The following is a 17,020-nucleotide window of genomic DNA, read 5'->3' as shown; positions in this document are numbered from 1 at the left end:
CTGGCGAGAACGCGTTGGGAACTCGTGGCCAGGCCGTGACGACTTTATTTAGGTGGGCTCGGGATTACAGGAGGTGAACAGCCACGATGTCGGCCATTGCCCGGTCTGTGACGGTGGCATCTGACGAGCATTCCGTGCGCCTCCAGCGGGTACAACTCGAGGTCAGCGGGATGTCCTGCGCCGCGTGCGCCAAGCGGATCGAGAGGGCGCTCAACAAGCTGCCGGAGGTCCGGGCATCTGTGAACTTCGCCACCCGAGTGGCAACGATCGACGCCGCCGACGGCGCGCAGACGGCCGCATTGTGCGAGGCGATTCAACGGTTGGGCTATCGGGCCGAGCCGCGGGTGGCCGGCGTTGGGGACGAGCGCGATCCCGACGCCGATCACGCGCGATACCTGCTGCTCCGGTTGACCGTCGCAGCCATACTCTTCGTGCCACTGGCCGATCTGTCGGTGATGTTCGCGGTGGTTCCCGATACCCGGTTCAACGGCTGGGGGTGGGTGCTGACGGCGCTGGCCCTTCCGGTTGTTATCTGGGCGGCGTGGCCGTTCCATCGAGTCGCGCTACAAAACGCGCACTCCGGCAGCGCCTCCATGGAGACACTGATCTCGGTCGGTATCACCGCCGCCACGACGTGGTCGCTATACACCGTTTTCGGCGGCCACCGGTCCGCCGACCGTAGCGGCATATGGCAGGCGCTACTGGGTAGCGACGCCATCTACTTCGAGGTCGCCGCGGGTGTCACGGTATTCGTGCTGGCGGGACGGTTTTTCGAAGCCCGCGCCAAGTCGAAGGCAGGTGGTGCGTTGCGGGCCCTGGCCGCGTTGAGCGCGAAGGATGTCGCCGTCCTGCAGCCCGACGGGTCCGAAATGGTCATCCCGGTTGACGAACTCAAAGAGCAGCACCGCTTCGTGGTACGTCCAGGGCAGACGATCGCCGCCGACGGCCTGGTCGTCGAAGGGTCGGCCGCGGTGGACATGAGTGCCATGACCGGTGAAGCAAAGCCGCTGCGGGTGGATCCCGGGGCAAAGGTCATTGGTGGCACGGCAGTGCTCGATGGCAGGCTGATCGTGGAGGCCGCCGCGGTGGGTGCCGACACTCAGTTCGCCGGTATGGTCCGACTGGTCGAGCAGGCGCAGGTGCAGAAGGCCAACGCGCAGCGGTTGGCGGATCGGATCGCCGCGGTATTCGTTTCCTGTGTATTCGCCATCGCTGTGGTCACCACCGTCGGATGGCTCATCGCCGGGGGTGAACTCGACCGGGCATTTTCGGCCGGGCTCGCCGTACTCGTCATCGCCTGTCCGTGCGCACTGGGACTGGCGACCCCGACTGCCATGATGGTGGCGTCCGGTCGCGGCGCCCAGCTCGGAATATTTCTCAAGGGTTATACGTCGCTGGAAGCCACCCGCGCCGTCGACACCGTCGTGTTCGACAAGACCGGCACCTTGACGACCGGCCAGTTGACGGTTAGCTCGGTGGTGGCCGCGCCGGGCTGGCATGTCGACCAGGTGCTCGAATTGGCCGCGACTGTGGAAGCGGCCTCCGAGCACGCCGTCGCGCTGGCAATCGCTGCAGCCATCCCGGTCTCGACAGCCCATCGAGAACCCGTCGTCGACTTCCGCGCGGTCGCCGGCCGCGGAGTCTGCGGCACCGTGGCCGGACGTGTGGTGCGGGTGGGTAAGCCGTCATGGATCGCTTCCACGGGCACCCCGGCACCGCTGGTCGCGGCTCGGCGCGATGCCGAATCACGGGGTGAGACAACGATGTTCGTCGAGGTCGACGGTGAACTGTGCGGGGTCATCGCGGTGGCTGACGCGGTCAAGGACTCGGCGGCCGATGCGGTCGCGGCACTACACGATCGCGGCTTTCGCACTGTGCTGTTGACCGGCGACAATCCAGCATCGGCGGCCGCCGTGGGCGCTCACGTCGGTATCGATGAGGTAATCGCCGACATCTTGCCCGAAGGCAAGGTTGAGGTCATAGAGCAGCTGCGGGATCGCGGCCGGGTGGTCGCCATGGTCGGCGACGGCATCAACGATGGGCCGGCGCTTGCATGCGCCGACCTGGGCATGGCCATCGGGCGCGGCACCGACGTCGCGATTAGCGCCGCCGACATCATTTTGGTCCGCGACAATCTCGACGTCGTGCCGCTGGCGCTTGACTTGGCCGCCGCTACGATGCGCACCATCAGGATGAACATGGTCTGGGCGTTCGGCTATAACATTGCCGCTGTACCCATTGCCGCGGCCGGACTGCTCAATCCCGTGGTAGCCGGTGCGGCTATGGCGTTCTCGTCGTTCTTTGTCGTCTCAAACAGCCTGCGGTTGCGGAACTTTGGCAGCAGCTATGGCTAGGCCGCCGACCCGTCGGTGGGCCACAGATGGCCGCGCCGTCGGCCACGGGATGCGTTCTGAGGCAAGACGATATCGGGCTCGGCCACGACCCCGTCCGGCGCCGGTCGCGGCGCGGCGCTGCTGCGCCACACCAGGATTGCAAGGAGCGCGCCGATTACCACCGGGACGTGGGTCAACATCCGCGTGATCGTGACGGACCCGGACGTTGCATCCACGACAACATAGACCGTCAGGACACCGACAAAGACCGTCAAGACACCCGCAAGGCCCGCCGCGGCACCCGGCCACAAGGCCGCACCCACCATGACCGCACCGAGTGCAATCGACCAGGATGTGGATTCGTTGAGCAGGTGGTTGCCAGAACTCATTGCGTGATGCTGTGTCAGCCCGACGCTGAGGCCAAACCCCTGCACCGTCGCCAGCGCGATTTGTGCGATGCCCACGCACAGCAGTGCCCAACGCTGCCACGTTATCCGTAGGCCTCGCCGCGGCGGCACTCGCTTGACCGTGAGGGGGCCAAGAGGCGCAATAACGGGGCGGGACTGGACCAACCGACGCAGATCGCGAGCTTGGCTAGCCGCCTGATCGAACCAAGTGCGGCAGGCGGCGCACTCATCGAGGTGCTCATCGACGCGTGCCGCGGGTACCGGCTCTCGCTCGCCGTCGAGTCGAGCCGAGAGCGCTTCGCGGGCCACCTCGCAATACACCCCTCTATAGTCGCGCAGGACCGACGGAATGTTCCCGCTCAGACCCCGGCTGCTTGGTCCAAGGTCTAAAAAGACCAGTTGACCGGTCCGGTCACGCACATTCTCGGCAATTGCCAGTTCCGCTGTGTGTCGGCGCTAGGCTGCCGTGTGATCCGTGCATCGTGGAGAAGTCACAGACCCCCACCGGGAGGGCAGCCGATTGACATTGGGTGAGCCAACCACAGAGTCGGTACCGCAGGCCGAAGCGGCGCCGGCCCAGAAGAGCCCGAAACTCGAGCGGCGACGCCGCCCGCATTTCCGAGCAAGCATTCAATCCAAGCTCATGGTCCTGTTGTTGCTGTCGAGCATCTTCTCCGTTGCGGCGATTGTGATCGTCGTCTATCAATCCGGCCGCAGCTCGCTCACTGCGGCGGCGTACGAGCGGTTGACGGAGTTGCGCGAGTCCCAGAAGCGGGCCGTAGAGACGCTGTTTTCCGACCTGACAAACTCGCTGGTCATTTACGCCCGGGGGTTGACCGTGGTGGATGCCGTCGCGCAGTTCACTGCCGGCTTTGATCAACTGGCCGACGCAACGATCAGCCCTGCGCAGCAGCAGGCCATCGTCAACTACTACGACAACCAACTGATCAAGCCGGTCGAACGCGCAACCGGTGAAAAACTGGACATCACCGCCCTGCTGCCGACCAGTCCCGCACAGAAGTACCTCCAGGCGCACTACACCGCACCGTTCACTTCCGACGAAGACTCGATGCGGCTCGACGACGCCGGCGACGGCAGCGCCTGGTCGGCCGCGAATGAGCAATTCAACGGCTACTTCCGCGAAATCGTCACGCGGTTCGATTACGACGATGCGGTGCTGTTGGATACCAGGGGCAACATCGTCTACAGCCTGAGCAAAGACCCCGACCTCGGCACCAACATCTTGACGGGCCCGTATCGGGAATCCAATCTGCGCGATGCTTATCTGAAGGCGTTGGGCGCCAACGCTGTTGACTTCACCTGGATCACCGACTTCAAGGCATATCAGCCGCAACTCGACGTGCCGACCGCGTGGTTGGTGGCGCCGGTCGAGGCTGGCGGCAAAACTGAGGGCGTCCTCGCGCTGCCGTTGCCAATCGCCAAGATCAACAGGATCATGACCGCCGACAAGCAATGGCAATCCGCTGGCATGGGCGCCGGAACCGAGACGTTTCTGGCCGGCCCAGACCGTCTGATGCGTTCGGATTCTCGGCTTTTCCTGGAAAATCCCAAGGAATACCAACGAGAGGCGGTAGCTGCCGGCACACCCGCGGACGTAGCGAACCGCGCGGTTCAAATCGGCGGCACGACCCTACTGCAACCCGTTGCCAGCGAAGGTCTGCGTGCCGCCCAACGCGGACAGACGGGTACCGTCTCGGACACCGATTACACGGGTAATCATGAGCTTGAGGCCTATGCGCCGTTGACCGTGCCGAACTCCGACCTGCACTGGTCGATCCTGGCAACGCGAGATACTTCGCAGGCGTTCGCGGCCGTCGCGTCGTTCAGCAGGGCGCTGATCTTGGTCACGGTGGCGATGATATTCGTCATTTGTGTGGCGTCGATGCTGGTCGCCCAAGCGATGGTGCGCCCGATCCGGCGGCTTGAGGCCGGTACGCAGCGGATCAGCGCCGGTGACTACGACGTCACCATCCCCGTCCGGTCGCGCGACGAAATCGGGGATCTCACAGCGGCTTTCAATGAGATGAGCCGAAACCTGGAAATCAAAGAGGAGCTGCTCAATGAGCAGCGCAGGGAGAACGATCGGCTATTGCTGTCGATGATGCCCGAGCAGGTCGTTCAGCGCTACCGCGATGGAGAAACAGCGATCGCACAGGAACACCACGACGTCGCTGTACTGTTCGCAGACATCGTGGGTCTCGACGAAGTTTCCAGCGGTCTGTCAGGTAACGAACTTGTCGGGATCGTCGACGAATTGGTGCGGCAGTTCGATTCGGCCGCAGAACATCTCGGTGTCGAAAGAATCCGCACTTTGCACAACGGCTACCTCGCCAGCTGCGGAGTAACGACCCCGCGGCTGGACAACATTCCCCGAACCGTCGACTTCGCCCTCGAGATGCGGCGCATCATCGATCGTTTCAACAGCCAAACCGGCTACGACCTGCGACTGCGGGTCGGCATCAACACCGGGGACGTGACCAGCGGGCTGGTCGGCCAATCCAGCGTTGTCTACGACATGTGGGGTGCCGCGGTGAGTCTGGCCTATCAAATGCACAGTGGCTCACCCCAGCCCGGCATTTACGTCACCGCGCAAGTGTACGAAGCGATGCGCGACGTTCGGAAATTCACGCCGGCGGGCACGATCTCGGTCGAAGGATCGGAAGAGCCGATCTACCAGTTGGTGGAGCGACCATGAATATCTTCCATTCGTCGTGGTTCTACTGGGCGGTCGGCATCGCGGTTGGATTACCCATTGGGCTGATCGTTCTCACCGAGCTACACCGCATGCTCGTCCGCAGGAACAGCCACCTCGCCAGACAGGTAAGCCTGCTGCGCAACTATCTGTTGCCGCTCGGGGCGCTGTTGCTGTTGCTGGTCAAGGCATCGCAAGTGCCGGCCGGGGACGTTACGGTGCGGATCCTCACCACGGTCTTCGGGTTCATGGTGCTGGTGCTGTTGCTGTCCGGGCTCAATGCCACGGTGTTTCAGGCTGCGCCCCAAGAGAGTTGGCGCAAGCGGCTGCCCACCATCTTCCTCGATGTCGCCCGGTTCGGGTTGATCGGCATTGGCCTGGCGATGATCCTGTCGTATATCTGGGGCGTTCGGGTCGCGGGGTTGTTCACCGCGCTGGGCGTCACCTCGGTCGTCATCGGCCTGATGCTGCAAAACTCCGTCGGCCAGATCGTGTCTGGCCTATTCATGCTGTTCGAGCAGCCATTCCGGATGGATGATTGGCTGGACACGCCCACCGGGCGGGGTCGGGTCGTGGAGGTGAACTGGCGCGCCGTACACATCGAGACCGGCGCCGGGTTGCGGATCACACCCAACTCGATGCTTGCCACCACTTCGTTCACGAATCTCAGCCGGCCGGTCGGCTCGCACAAATGCTCAATCACGACCAAATTTGCCTCGGCCGACTCCCCCGACAAGGTGTGCGCGATGCTCACCAGGGCTGCCGGCGGGCTACCGCAACTCAAGTCTGGTGTCGTGCCCACCACCGTTGCCCTGGGGGGTGGTGAGTACCGAACCACGGTCAGGCTGAAGTCACCCGCCGACGAGGGCGCTACGCAGGCAACGTTCCTGCGATGGGTCTGGTACGCCGCGCGACGTGACGAGCTCCACCTGGATGAGGCCGACGACGACTTCTCGACCCCCGAACGTGTGCAAACCGCATTGCGCACGGTGGTTGGGCCCGAGCTGCGGCTGAGCCTGAGCGATCAGCAGTCACTGGCTCCGTACGGCAGGGTGCTGCGGTACGGCACCGACGAAATCGTGCAACACGCAGGTGTGGTCCCAAGCGGGATGACCTTTATCGTCGCTGGCAGTGTTCGGCTCACGGCGACGATCGAGGACGGTTCGGTTGTTGCCCTCGCTACCCTCCACAAGGGCGCAATGCTGGGGGTGACCGCGCTGACTCGGCAGCCCAACCCTACCGGCGCCGTGGCGCTGGAGGAGGTGACTGTCCTACAGATCGATCGCGAGCACCTCGAGCAGGTCGTCATGAGCAAGCCGATCCTGCTGCAAGAATTGGGCCGACTTATCGACGAACGACAAGCCAAGGCGCAGCGGGTAATTCGGCGAGAGCGAGTGGGTTAGGGGCGCAGTGGCGTGATGCTGACCCGCGTTGGCCGCGCGCTGCCGCAGCTACTGGCCGGGGACATACCAACGTCGAAAGCCCTCGGCGACGCCGAATACTGCACGACGATCGGGCTGGACTCGCCGCCGACGAACGGGCCGCCAAAGCAACGTTTCTGCGGTGGATCTGGTATGCCGTGCGGCGGGAGGGCCTGCACCTCAAGGGTGCCGACGACGACTTTCGCGCATTGCGCGGTATTCATTGGCTGCTGCAAGACGCGTGATCTGAAGCTTCAGCCATGCTCGGCATCCTGTATCTACCTCAGTCTTTCTTTCTCTGCACGCGCGACCCGCTGTCCTTCCTCGGTCGAGAGTATGAGTTGCCTGCCTTTGTCTGTCAGGTTGAGCCAGTAGCGATGCACCCATCCCAACCTGTTGTCATGGTGTGTGACGTAGGCTTCGTAGATTCTCTGCATCGACCTTTCGAGCGGTTCGTCCCAGGCTACAAAACGACCATCATCATTTGACATCTCTCCCAGTTCGATGAGCCCCTCAGCGGCCATCGACCGAACCAACTCAAGGGTTTCGTTCTGTACTTCCGAAAGGTGCGCAGTCGGATAATGTTGTATCACTTGCCAATTAACCCGGCTGAGACTGACCCAATCGATGAGTCCGTCGGTCAGGACTTCATCGCGTGCTCTTTCGCGTGCCGTGTTCATTCGCTCATCACCCGCCGGTCTAGTTCGTGGCTTAACAGTATTGTTGCAAAGCGTCGTGCAATGGTGCCTCCATGCGGTCTGCTCATCCAGGGAGCCGCCTCAGCTGGCGTTGCTGGCTCGCTATCCGAAATCCCTTATCCGGGTTCAAATTCGGCTAGGTCCGGCAGTTCGTCTTTGCCGAGCACTGGCGGATGGTGATGACTGGGTGGCGGTTGGACCGGGTGCGGTGTCGATTCTGGAGGCCTTCGGGAAATTCAGCTCGCCGCCCCTGGCGGTATTGACGTGCAGCTTGACGTGTTCATTGTTCGGGAGGGTTCTGTCCATTGTCGAACCGTGGTTTGAACTCTCACCAATCCTGACAATCGTTCCGTCAGAAAGCTGACGTTCGATGCCCGTCCCACCTCGATATGGCTTAGTTGAAGTGTATTCCCTGGCATCTCGGCTTAGCCACTCCCAGAACTCACGCAGACCTTCTTCACTTCGGACTTCCAGGAACGAAGGCTTTGTGCCCTGAGGCAGGTCTTTGATCGCGCCACGGATATCTTGTGCTGTTGGCCCCGGTGGAAGCTTTGGCTCGGGTGTTTGCTTCCAATCGACGAGTTGGATTCCGTTGTGCCCAGTGGGCGTTGGCGTCGGTGAAACGGGTGCCGCGTTGTCGAAGCTGATGTCGGCTATGCCTGTTAGGGCGGCGCTGATCTTGCCCGCAACTTGCTGATCCAACTCAACCAGTTGAGCGGCGCGCTGAGCGATGTCAACCGAGAATGCTTCCGCTTGGGCTTGCCGGGCGGGTACGGCGGCCGCGCCACCCGTAGAGCGATCGGCAACCGAAAGGTCTTCGCCTACAGCAAATCCGGCAGCCTGGGCGTCCTCGACGGCGTACCGCAGCCTCGACCGTGCAGCATACAAGTCGGACGCGCCAATCCGGGCTACTTTGGCCGCGTGATTTAACTGATCGTCTAACCCGCTGACCTTCAGCTTGTCGGCGCGCGTCCGGTTCTGCAGCCGTCCGGCCGCCTCGCCTTCCCAGTCGATTGAGGCCGAGTCTTGCCAGACGCGGTCGAAGGTCTCGTACCACCGCTTGCCAGTGGCTACCCAATGGCTAGCCGCCTCGGTGAGATGGTCGATGGGTCAGTCGAGCAGGTCTGTGTGGTTCGGGACGATGGTTACACCCACTTCAGGGGACCCAGAATGCTCGCCGAGCGGCCTTCGTTCGCGACATAGCCCGTATCGGCCGCGGCGACTCGCGTCGCACTGGTGTGCAAGCGCGTGCTGAGCGCGGCCGCAGCAGCCGCAATGTCAGCGTTGGCAGCCGTCACCGCCGCCGCACTGGCTGACCGGACAACCCGAGGTCACAAGGTGCCTGAACGCTCAGCTCACCAGCCAACGTGCCCCACCGGGCGCCACCGCACGCAAGTCATCGACACCAACCCGCAGGGACATGCAGCGCAGCCTAATTGAGCCTCCATGTGGGCTGACCTGGTCCAGCGGGAACGGGCCGTCTTACTAGGCCAGGTCAAGCCCGATACCCTGGGGTGATGAGTGTGCACGCGCCATCGGTTCCGGACCTACGTCAAGAGGTGCACGACGCCGCACGCCGCGCTCGGGTGGCCGCCCGCCGGCTGGGCTCGCTGCCCACTGCCGTCAAAGACCGTGCGCTGCACGCCGCCGCCGACGAGTTGCTCGCCCACGCCGACCGGATCCTGGCGGCCAACGCCGAGGACCTGAACGCCGCACGGGACGCGGACACCCCCGCCGCGATGCTTGATCGGCTGGCCCTCAACCCCCAGCGCATCGATGGCATCGCCGCGGGCCTGCGGCAGGTCGCCGGGCTACCCGATCCGGTCGGTGTCGTGCTGCGCGGCTACACCCTGCCTAACGGACTTCAGCTGCGCCAGCAGCGGGTGCCGCTCGGCGTGGTCGGCATGATCTACGAGGGCCGACCCAACGTCACCGTCGACGCCTTCGGGCTGACACTCAAGTCCGGAAACGCCGCGTTGCTGCGCGGCAGCTCCTCGGCCGCGAGATCCAACGACGCCCTGGTCACGGTGCTGCGCGAGGCACTGGCCAGCCAGGAGTTGCCCGCCGACGCCGTTCAGCTGCTTTCGGCCGCCGACCGGTCCACCGTCACCCACCTGATCCAGGCCCGCGGCTTGGTTGACGTGGTCATTCCGCGCGGGGGAGCGGGCCTGATCAACGCGGTCGTGCGCGACGCGCAGGTCCCCACCATTGAGACCGGCGTCGGCAACTGCCACGTCTACGTCCACGAGGCCGCCGATCTGGACATCGCCGAACGCGTCCTGCTGAACTCCAAGACCCGCCGGCCCAGCGTCTGCAATGCGGCCGAGACGCTGCTGGTCGATGCCGCGATCGCCGAACAGGCCATGCCGCGGCTGCTGGCCGCCCTGCGGGATTCCGGCGTCACCGTACATGCGGGCGCCGGTGAGGAGGACCTGCGTCGCGAATACCTCGCGATGGATATCGCGGTAGCGGTGGTCGACGGTGTGGACGCGGCGATTGCCCACATCAATGAGTACGGCACCGGCCACACCGAAGCCATCGTGACCACTAATCTTGCTGCGGCCCAACGGTTTACTGAACAAGTCGATGCCGCCGCGGTGATGGTCAATGCCTCGACGGCGTTCACCGACGGCGAGCAGTTCGGTTTCGGCGCCGAGATCGGTATCTCCACCCAGAAACTGCACGCACGCGGTCCGATGGGGCTGCCCGAATTGACCTCCACCAAGTGGATCGTCTGGGGCGACGGCCACACCCGTCCGGCCTGACGCACTCTTTTAAGGAGAATTCCACATGAGCCTGCCCGCACGGTCGCTGCCGTTGTTCGCCGACATCGCGGACGTCTCGCGGCGGCTGGCCGAGACCGGCTACCTGCCTGATACCGCCACCGCGACGGCGGTCTTCCTCGCCGACCGGCTCGGCAAGCCGTTGCTGGTGGAAGGCCCCGCCGGCGTCGGCAAGACCGAGCTGGCCCGAGCCGTCGCCCAGGCAACCGGATCGGGGCTGGTCCGGTTGCAGTGCTACGAGGGTGTCGACGAGGCACGCGCGCTCTACGAGTGGAACCACGCCAAGCAGATCCTGCGGATCCAGGCCGGATCCGGAGACTGGGAGGCCACCAAAACCGATGTGTTCAGCGAGGAGTTCCTGCTGCAACGTCCGCTGCTGACCGCCATCCGGCGCACCGAGCCGACGGTGCTGCTCATCGACGAAACCGACAAGGCCGACATTGAGATCGAGGGTCTGCTGCTCGAGGTGCTCTCCGACTTCGCGGTGACCGTCCCGGAACTGGGCACGCTTACCGCAACCCGGGCGCCGTTCGTGTTGCTGACCTCCAATGCCACCCGCGAATTGTCCGAGGCGCTTAAACGTCGTTGCTTGTTCCTGCACATCGATTTCCCCACCCCCGAGCTGGAACGCCGCATTCTGCTGTCACGCGTGCCCGAACTGCCCGAGCACCTCGCCGAGGAGCTGGTCCGCATCATCGGCGTGCTGCGCGCGATGCAGCTCAAGAAGGTGCCGTCGATCGCAGAAACCATCGACTGGGGACGCACGCTGCTGGCGCTGGGCCTAGACACCATCGACGACGCGGTCGTTGCTGCCACGCTCGGTGTGGTCCTCAAACACCAATCCGACCAGCACCGCGCGACCGGCGAGCTCAGGCTTAATTAAGGAAGGGGCTCAATCAAAATGGCCTCCCGACGGATCCGTCCTACCCGGCCGCTCGCCCCGCACGGGCTGCCCGGTCACTTGGTCGGGTTCGTGGAAGCGCTTCGCGGAAGCGGGATTTCGGTGGGCCCATCCGAGACGGTGGACGCCGGGCGGGTGATGGCCACACTGGGCTTGGGCGATCGTGAGGTGCTGCGCGAGGGCATCGCCTGCGCGGTGCTGCGCAGACCGGACCACCGTGACACCTACGACGCCATGTTCGACCTGTGGTTTCCCGCCGCATTGGGCGCACGGGCGGTGGTTTTGAACGACGATACCGCCGGTGACCCCGATGCTCTTGCTCTGCCACCCGACGACGTCGAGGCGATGCGGCAGATGCTGCTCGATCTGCTGACCGACAACCCGGAGCTGGCCGACATGGATGAGCGGCTGGTCGCGATGATCGCGCGGATCGTGGAGGCCTACGGCAAATACAGTTCCAGCCGCGGCCCGTCTTTCTCGTCCTATCAAGCACTCAAGGCGATGGCGCTGGATGAGCTGGAGGGCAAGCTGCTGGCTGGGCTGCTCGCCCCGTATGGCGACGAGCCCACGCCGGCTCAAGAGCAGATCGCCAAAGCTCTTGCTGCACAAAAGATTACGCAGTTGCGCAAAATGGTCGACGCCGAGACCAAGCGGCGTACCGCCGAGCAGCTCGGCCGCGAGCACGTTCAGATGTACGGCATCCCACAGCTTTCCGAGAACGTCGAATTCCTACGAGCATCCGGTGAGCAACTACGCCAGATGCGACGGGTGGTCGCCCCGCTGGCCCGCACCCTTGCGACCCGGCTGGCGGCCCGTCGCCGCCGCGCCCGCGCCGGGTCGATCGACCTACGCAAGACACTGCGCAAGTCGATGTCCACCGGCGGCGTGCCGATCGACGTCGTGCTGAACAAACCGCGACCGGCGCGCCCGGAACTGGTGGTGCTGTGCGACGTTTCGGGATCGGTCGCTGGGTTCAGCCACTTCACCCTGCTGTTGGTACATGCTCTGCGCCAACAGTTTTCGCGCGTTCGCGTGTTCGCCTTCATCGACACCACCGACGAGGTGACCCACATGTTCGGGCCCGAGGCCGACCTAGCGGTGGCGATCCAGCGCATCACCCGGGAGGCCGGCGTATACAACCGGGACGGGCATTCCGACTACGGCAACGCGTTCGTCTCATTCGTGCAGGCATTCCCGAATGTGCTGTCACCGCGCAGCTCATTGCTGGTTCTCGGCGACGGCCGGACCAACTATCGCAACCCGGCCGTCGACGTGCTAGATGACATGGTGATGGCCGCTCGGCACGCGCACTGGCTCAACCCCGAGCCCAAACACCTGTGGGGCAGCGGCGATTCCGCGGTGCCGCGCTACCAAGAGGTGATCACCATGCACGAATGCCGGTCCGCCAAACAATTGGCGGCAGTGATCGACCAACTGTTGCCGGTCTGAGCTCGGCGGAGCGACTCAGTGAGTCTTCTGGAACACCAGCCAGCGCAACTCGACCGGGCTCGTCTCACGCTCGACGGGGAACAGGTCGGTGCCACTGACCCAACCGGCATACCAGCTGGTGGGCGGCCAGGCGCCTTCGGGCAGATTCGCTTTCTCGTATTCATAGACCGAGTCATCGGCGATGAGCTCTAGCGGTAGTCCGTTGGCAGCAGCCGCCATCTCGTGGCGCGTGAAGAATCCCGTGTACACCTGTTGCCCGAACTCGCGTGCGCTCTGGTCGGGCGTGTAGCCGTGGGCTGCCAGGAAGACGCTAAAGACAATGCGTCCACCAGGAGCGAGACGAACGGCGGCGAGCTCAAGCAGATTACGCAACTGCTGCGTCGTCCGGAAATCGGGCACCACCTCGGAAAGCGCTATTAACTGATAATCGCGACCTAGACCATCCGTGCTTGCGAAGACATCGCGCACGATGACGCGCACGTTGAGGGATTCCCGTTGGGCCTCGGTGCGGATCATCTCGGCGAACTTCGGGGTCATCTCCACCACGTCGACCGGGTGTCCGCGTCGCGCTAAGGGAAGGGCGTTGCGCCCGGTTCCTGCCCCGATTTCGAGCACCGGATGGGTTGTGGGGTCGGCCGCCTCGTTGGCCAGCGCCCAGATGCGAGCGTCGGGTTCGGTACCGAATAGCGGCGGCTGACGGGTGCTGATCCAGTTCTCGTAGGCCTCGGCCAAGGTCCACCAGCGGGCATTGACCTGATAGTGCAAGGTCCCGCCGACGGGCGCGTTATAGGTGATGACGATGCTCGACCGCGGGGATCGGGCAAAAGCCTCGGCCAGCTGGCCTTCGAGCACCTTCCGGACGTGAGCAAGTTCCTCGTCGGAAAACTTCCTGCCCACCGTCGCAAACAGGTCGTCGCACATCTTCACGTACTCATCGATCATGCCCGGGACCGCCGGTATCGTGATTTCACCCGTGACTACCGATCGGTGGTAGAGCTGCCGGGTCATTGCTTCTTTCAGCAGCTGTGTCGGTTCGTCGGAGGTGAGCGGAAGATTGTCCACAGACCTCTTCTACACGACCGAGCGGGCTGTTGCCGGGCATTGGATCAAAACGTGCCCGGTGGGCGCTACTCAAGTCAGCAGTTCGACGTCCACATCGAGCGCGCGATAGATCTCCAACGCCCGCCGATCGCGAGTTACCAGGCGGAGTCGATGCTCGTTCGCGGTCGCACCGACCAGCGCATCGTAGACGGCACCGCCTGCGATGGCGGCCGTCCCAAGTTCGGTTAGCAGCGACGTTGCCGCCCCAGCGCCGAGGAATCTGGTCTCGGGGAAGGTGTGCGCAAGCAGTTTGGCGACGGTCGCTGGAGTCCTGCGCGCCGGTGGCGGCAAGCGAGTCAGTACCGAGAACGTCTCAAAGGCGGCGTGTCCGGCGAGGCCGAGGGTGTGGCCACTCAACGCGCGGAAGGTCTGCTCGTGTTGCGCATGGTCGGCCACCACGAGCGCGACCGCGACGCTGGTGTCGACCAGCGTGGCTGCTTTAGCGCTGGCCGGCATCGCGCAGCGTCCGCACAACCGCGTCGTCAATCTCGGCACCGCCGGCCGGTATCAGCAAGCGGCCGTCACGCTCACCGAGCGATTCGCCGGAGAGCGCCTCGACACGTAGGGCTGCCCCGTCGGCAGTGACCTCTACTTCACCTGGCATGAGCCCAAGATGATCCCGCAATGGCTTAGGAATAACCAATCGACCTGCCTTATCAATGGTTGCACGCATGCCTAGACAATACCGCTTTTGCTGGTCAAGTAAGCTGGCAAACCGTGCAAAAGCACCTTCGCAGGCTGGGTGTCATGGGTGGGACGTTCGACCCGATCCATTACGGCCACCTGGTTGCCGCCAGCGAGGTGGCCGACCTGTTCGACCTCCACGAAGTGGTGTTTGTGCCGAGCGGCCAGCCGTGGCAGAAGGGACGTCACGTTTCCGCCGCCGAGGACCGTTATCTGATGACGGTGATCGCCACCGCCTCCAATCCCCGCTTCTCGGTGAGCCGGGTCGACATCGACCGCGGCGGCCCTACCTATACCAAGGACACGCTGCGGGATCTGCACGCGCTGAACCCGGAATCCGAGCTGTACTTCATCACCGGCGCCGACGCGCTGGCTTCCATCCTGACCTGGCAAGGCTGGGAGGAGCTGTTCGACCTAGCGCGGTTCGTCGGGGTCAGTCGGCCCGGCTATGAGTTGCATCACGACCACATCACCGGGGTCCTGGGTGAGCTGGGCGAAAACGCGTTGACCCTGGTTGAGATCCCGGCCCTGGCAATCTCGTCGACCGACTGCCGTCGGCGCGCCGCGGAGAAGCGACCGCTGTGGTACCTGATGCCCGACGGCGTGGTGCAGTACGTCTCCAAGCGCCGGCTGTACCGCCAACCGCCGGGTGACGGCGTGCGTTCATCGGCGAGCCTGGCCGCGGGGAACAACCCATGACCGCCCACCAGGAAGCCATCGAGATGGCGACGGTGGCCGCGGGCGCGGCCGCATCCAAGCTCGCCAACGACGTCGTCGTCATCGATGTCTCCGGGCAGCTGGTCATCACCGACTGCTTCGTCATCGCTTCGGCATCCAACGAACGGCAGGTCAACGCCATCGTCGACGAGGTCGAGGAGAAAATGCGCCGAGCGGGCTACAAGCCGGCACGCCGCGAGGGTGCCCGCGAGGGCCGGTGGACGCTGCTGGATTACCGCGACATCGTCGTGCATATCCAGCACCAGGACGACCGCAACTTCTACGCCTTGGACCGACTGTGGGGTGACTGTCCCGTGGTGCCGGTGGACCTGTCGGGGACCGGGTCATGAGGGTGCGCCGGCTGGTGATGTTGCGGCACGGGCAAACCGATTACAACCTCGGTAGCCGGATGCAAGGCCAACTGGACACCGAGCTCAGTGAACTGGGTCGAGACCAGGCGATCGCCGCCGCCGAGGTGCTGGGCAAGCTGCAGCCGCTGCTGATCGTGTCGTCGGATCTGCGACGGGCCTACGACACGGCGATCAGGCTGGGGGAGCGCACGGGGCTGCCGGTGCGGGTGGACATGCGGCTGCGCGAGACCCACATCGGCGACTGGCAGGGCCTGACCCACGCCCAGATCGACGCCGAGTCCCCGGGAGCCCGGCTCGCATGGCGCGAGGATGCAAGGTGGGCACCGCACGGCGGCGAAAGCAGGGTCGACGTGGCCGCGCGCAGTCTGCCGGTGGTGACCGAGCTGGTGTCGGACGAGCAGGAATGGGGCGACGCGGGCGAACCGGAACGACCGGTGATACTGGTGGCCCACGGTGGGCTGATCGCCGCCTTGTCGGTCGCGCTGTTGAAGTTGCCGGTCGCCAACTGGCCGATTTTGGGCGGCATGGGCAATTGCAGTTGGGTGCAACTAAGCGGCCATTCCGAGCCAGACGCCCACTTTGACGCGATTAGGTGGCGCCTGGACGTGTGGAACGCCTCGGCTCAGGTGTCTAACGATGTCCTCTGAGCGTGCTGCAAGGTCTGTGTCGAAGCCGGTGCTTTTAGTCTTCGCGGACTCGCTGGCTTATTACGGTCCCACCGGCGGCCTGCCCGCACACGACCCGCGTATCTGGCCCAATATCGTTGCCTCGCAATTGGGTTGGGACCTCGAATTGATTGGCCGTATCGGCTGGACCTGTCGAGACGTGTGGTGGGCCGCAACCCAGGACCCGCGGTCCTGGGCGGCGCTACCCAGGGCGGGGGCGGTGGTCTTCGCGACCGGCGGGATGGATTCGTTGCCGTCGGTGTTGCCGACGGCTCTGCGTGAGCTGATCCGCTATGTACGGCCACCATGGTTGCGGCGCTGGGTCCGCGACGGGTATGCCTGGGTCCAACCGCGGTTGTCTCCGATGGCCAGGTCCGCGTTGCCGCCCCACCTGAGCGCTGAATATCTTGAGCAGACCCGCGGTGCAATCGATTTCAATCGCCCGGGCATCCCGATCGTGGCTTCGCTGCCGTCGGTCCACATTGCGCAGACGTACGGCAAAGCGCATCACGGTCGAGCCGGGACCGTGGCGGCGATCACGAAATGGGCACAGCGCCACGATATTCCGTTGGTGGACCTCAAAGCCGCTGTCGCCGAACAGGTTATGAGCGGACGGGGCAATCCTGACGGCATTCATTGGAATTTCGAAGCCCATCAGGCGGTCGCGGAACTGATGCTCAAGGCGCTCGCCGAAGCCGGCGTGCCAACCGAGAATCCGCACGGCTGAGCCATGATCCGCACCGGCGACGATGCAATAGGGGGCTTACCCGCTTGCGG

Annotated in this window: 16 protein-coding genes and 2 pseudogenes; 10 read left to right on the top strand and 8 right to left on the bottom strand. The window is 64.3% G+C overall.

All coding sequences use genetic code 11. The features are described from left to right. Nucleotides 1-86: 86 nt before the first annotated feature. Nucleotides 87-2,398, top strand: a pseudogene (locus tag AADZ78_RS18150) (heavy metal translocating P-type ATPase); the annotation flags it as partial. Here the strand turns inward: AADZ78_RS18150 and AADZ78_RS18145 are convergent. After that, a complete protein-coding gene (locus AADZ78_RS18145) occupies nt 2,351-3,061 on the bottom strand; it encodes a zf-HC2 domain-containing protein (protein ID WP_085250743.1) in 711 nt (236 codons plus the stop codon). The pseudogene AADZ78_RS18150 and the gene AADZ78_RS18145 overlap by 48 nt on opposite strands. A 322-nt stretch (nt 3,062-3,383) precedes the next feature. Between AADZ78_RS18145 and AADZ78_RS18140 the strand changes: the two genes are divergently transcribed. Both AADZ78_RS18140 and AADZ78_RS18135 read left to right on the top strand, forming a co-directional pair. Then, a complete protein-coding gene (locus AADZ78_RS18140) occupies nt 3,384-5,456 on the top strand; it encodes an adenylate/guanylate cyclase domain-containing protein (protein WP_372510560.1) in 2,073 nt (690 codons plus the stop codon). Continuing rightward, complete coding sequence (locus AADZ78_RS18135) at nt 5,453-6,856, top strand: mechanosensitive ion channel domain-containing protein (RefSeq protein WP_085250742.1); 1,404 nt, start codon at nt 5,453-5,455, stop codon at nt 6,854-6,856. Before AADZ78_RS18140 ends, AADZ78_RS18135 begins: the two co-directional genes overlap by 4 nt. Here AADZ78_RS18135 and AADZ78_RS29180 read toward each other — a convergent pair. The 3 genes from AADZ78_RS29180 to AADZ78_RS18120 all read right to left on the bottom strand — a co-directional run bounded on the left by AADZ78_RS29180 (nt 6,853) and on the right by AADZ78_RS18120 (nt 8,274). Beyond that, the gene (locus tag AADZ78_RS29180) at nt 6,853-7,098 is read right to left on the bottom strand and encodes a hypothetical protein (RefSeq protein ID WP_139828730.1); all 246 of its coding nucleotides are present in this window, start codon (nt 7,096-7,098) and stop codon (nt 6,853-6,855) included. The two genes, AADZ78_RS18135 and AADZ78_RS29180, sit on opposite strands and share 4 nt — an antisense overlap. Before the next feature lie 54 nt (nt 7,099-7,152). Beyond that, a complete protein-coding gene (locus tag AADZ78_RS18125; protein ID WP_085250741.1) occupies nt 7,153-7,554 on the bottom strand; it encodes a hypothetical protein in 402 nt (133 codons plus the stop codon). Nucleotides 7,555-7,698: 144 nt separating this feature from the next. Beyond that, on the bottom strand, nt 7,699-8,274 hold the full coding sequence (locus tag AADZ78_RS18120) for a hypothetical protein (protein ID WP_139828729.1): 576 nt from the start codon (nt 8,272-8,274) through the stop codon (nt 7,699-7,701). 815 nt (nt 8,275-9,089) lie between these two features. On the opposite strand from AADZ78_RS18120, the gene AADZ78_RS18115 reads away from it, so the two are divergent. Genes AADZ78_RS18115 through AADZ78_RS18105 form a run of 3 tightly spaced genes read left to right on the top strand, consistent with a single transcriptional unit; the run spans nt 9,090 to nt 12,705 of the window. After that, nucleotides 9,090-10,337 (top strand): glutamate-5-semialdehyde dehydrogenase, encoded by a 1,248-nt coding sequence (locus tag AADZ78_RS18115; RefSeq protein WP_085250739.1) that lies wholly within the window; start codon nt 9,090-9,092, stop codon nt 10,335-10,337. A 25-nt stretch (nt 10,338-10,362) separates the two neighbouring features. Then, on the top strand, nt 10,363-11,238 hold the full coding sequence (locus tag AADZ78_RS18110; RefSeq protein ID WP_085250738.1) for an AAA family ATPase: 876 nt from the start codon (nt 10,363-10,365) through the stop codon (nt 11,236-11,238). Between the two features lie 18 nt (nt 11,239-11,256). After that, nucleotides 11,257-12,705: a vWA domain-containing protein gene (locus tag AADZ78_RS18105; RefSeq protein ID WP_085250737.1), complete on the top strand. Its 1,449-nt coding sequence runs from the start codon at nt 11,257-11,259 to the stop codon at nt 12,703-12,705. Between the two features lie 15 nt (nt 12,706-12,720). Here AADZ78_RS18105 and AADZ78_RS18100 read toward each other — a convergent pair whose 3' ends face one another. From AADZ78_RS18100 to AADZ78_RS29175, 4 genes and pseudogenes are all read right to left on the bottom strand, one after another. Beyond that, nucleotides 12,721-13,767: a class I SAM-dependent methyltransferase gene (locus AADZ78_RS18100; RefSeq protein ID WP_085250736.1), complete on the bottom strand. Its 1,047-nt coding sequence runs from the start codon at nt 13,765-13,767 to the stop codon at nt 12,721-12,723. Nucleotides 13,768-13,836: 69 nt separating this feature from the next. Next, on the bottom strand, nt 13,837-14,262 hold the full coding sequence (locus tag AADZ78_RS18095) for a type II toxin-antitoxin system VapC family toxin (protein WP_085250735.1): 426 nt from the start codon (nt 14,260-14,262) through the stop codon (nt 13,837-13,839). Next, entirely contained in the window at nt 14,246-14,410 is a 165-nt protein-coding gene (locus tag AADZ78_RS18090) for an AbrB/MazE/SpoVT family DNA-binding domain-containing protein (protein WP_372510561.1), read from the bottom strand. The genes AADZ78_RS18095 and AADZ78_RS18090 overlap by 17 nt, the downstream gene beginning before the upstream one ends. 15 nt (nt 14,411-14,425) lie before the next feature. Then, a pseudogene (locus AADZ78_RS29175) lies at nt 14,426-14,479 on the bottom strand (hypothetical protein); the annotation flags it as partial. A gap of 44 nt (nt 14,480-14,523) precedes the next feature. Between AADZ78_RS29175 and nadD the strand changes: the two are divergent. The 4 genes from nadD to octT are packed head-to-tail and all read left to right on the top strand — an operon-like array spanning nt 14,524 to nt 16,970. Further along, nucleotides 14,524-15,189: a nicotinate-nucleotide adenylyltransferase gene (nadD, locus tag AADZ78_RS18085; RefSeq protein ID WP_085250733.1), complete on the top strand. Its 666-nt coding sequence runs from the start codon at nt 14,524-14,526 to the stop codon at nt 15,187-15,189. Further along, on the top strand, nt 15,186-15,557 hold the full coding sequence (gene rsfS, locus AADZ78_RS18080; RefSeq protein ID WP_085250732.1) for a ribosome silencing factor: 372 nt from the start codon (nt 15,186-15,188) through the stop codon (nt 15,555-15,557). Before nadD ends, rsfS begins: the two co-directional genes overlap by 4 nt. Continuing rightward, nucleotides 15,554-16,225 (top strand): glucosyl-3-phosphoglycerate phosphatase, encoded by a 672-nt coding sequence (gene gpgP, locus AADZ78_RS18075; RefSeq protein WP_085250731.1) that lies wholly within the window; start codon nt 15,554-15,556, stop codon nt 16,223-16,225. Before rsfS ends, gpgP begins: the two co-directional genes overlap by 4 nt. Then, nucleotides 16,215-16,970, top strand: a complete 756-nt coding sequence (octT, locus tag AADZ78_RS18070; RefSeq protein WP_085250730.1) for a diglucosylglycerate octanoyltransferase — start codon at nt 16,215-16,217, stop codon at nt 16,968-16,970. Before gpgP ends, octT begins: the two co-directional genes overlap by 11 nt. Nucleotides 16,971-17,020: the final 50 nt, after the last annotated feature.

The sequence above is a fragment of the Mycobacterium riyadhense genome, assembly GCF_963853645.1.
Lineage (GTDB): Bacteria > Actinomycetota > Actinomycetes > Mycobacteriales > Mycobacteriaceae > Mycobacterium > Mycobacterium riyadhense.
Note: the sequence above shows the minus strand (reverse complement) of the source record. Positions and strands in the feature narration are given on the sequence as shown.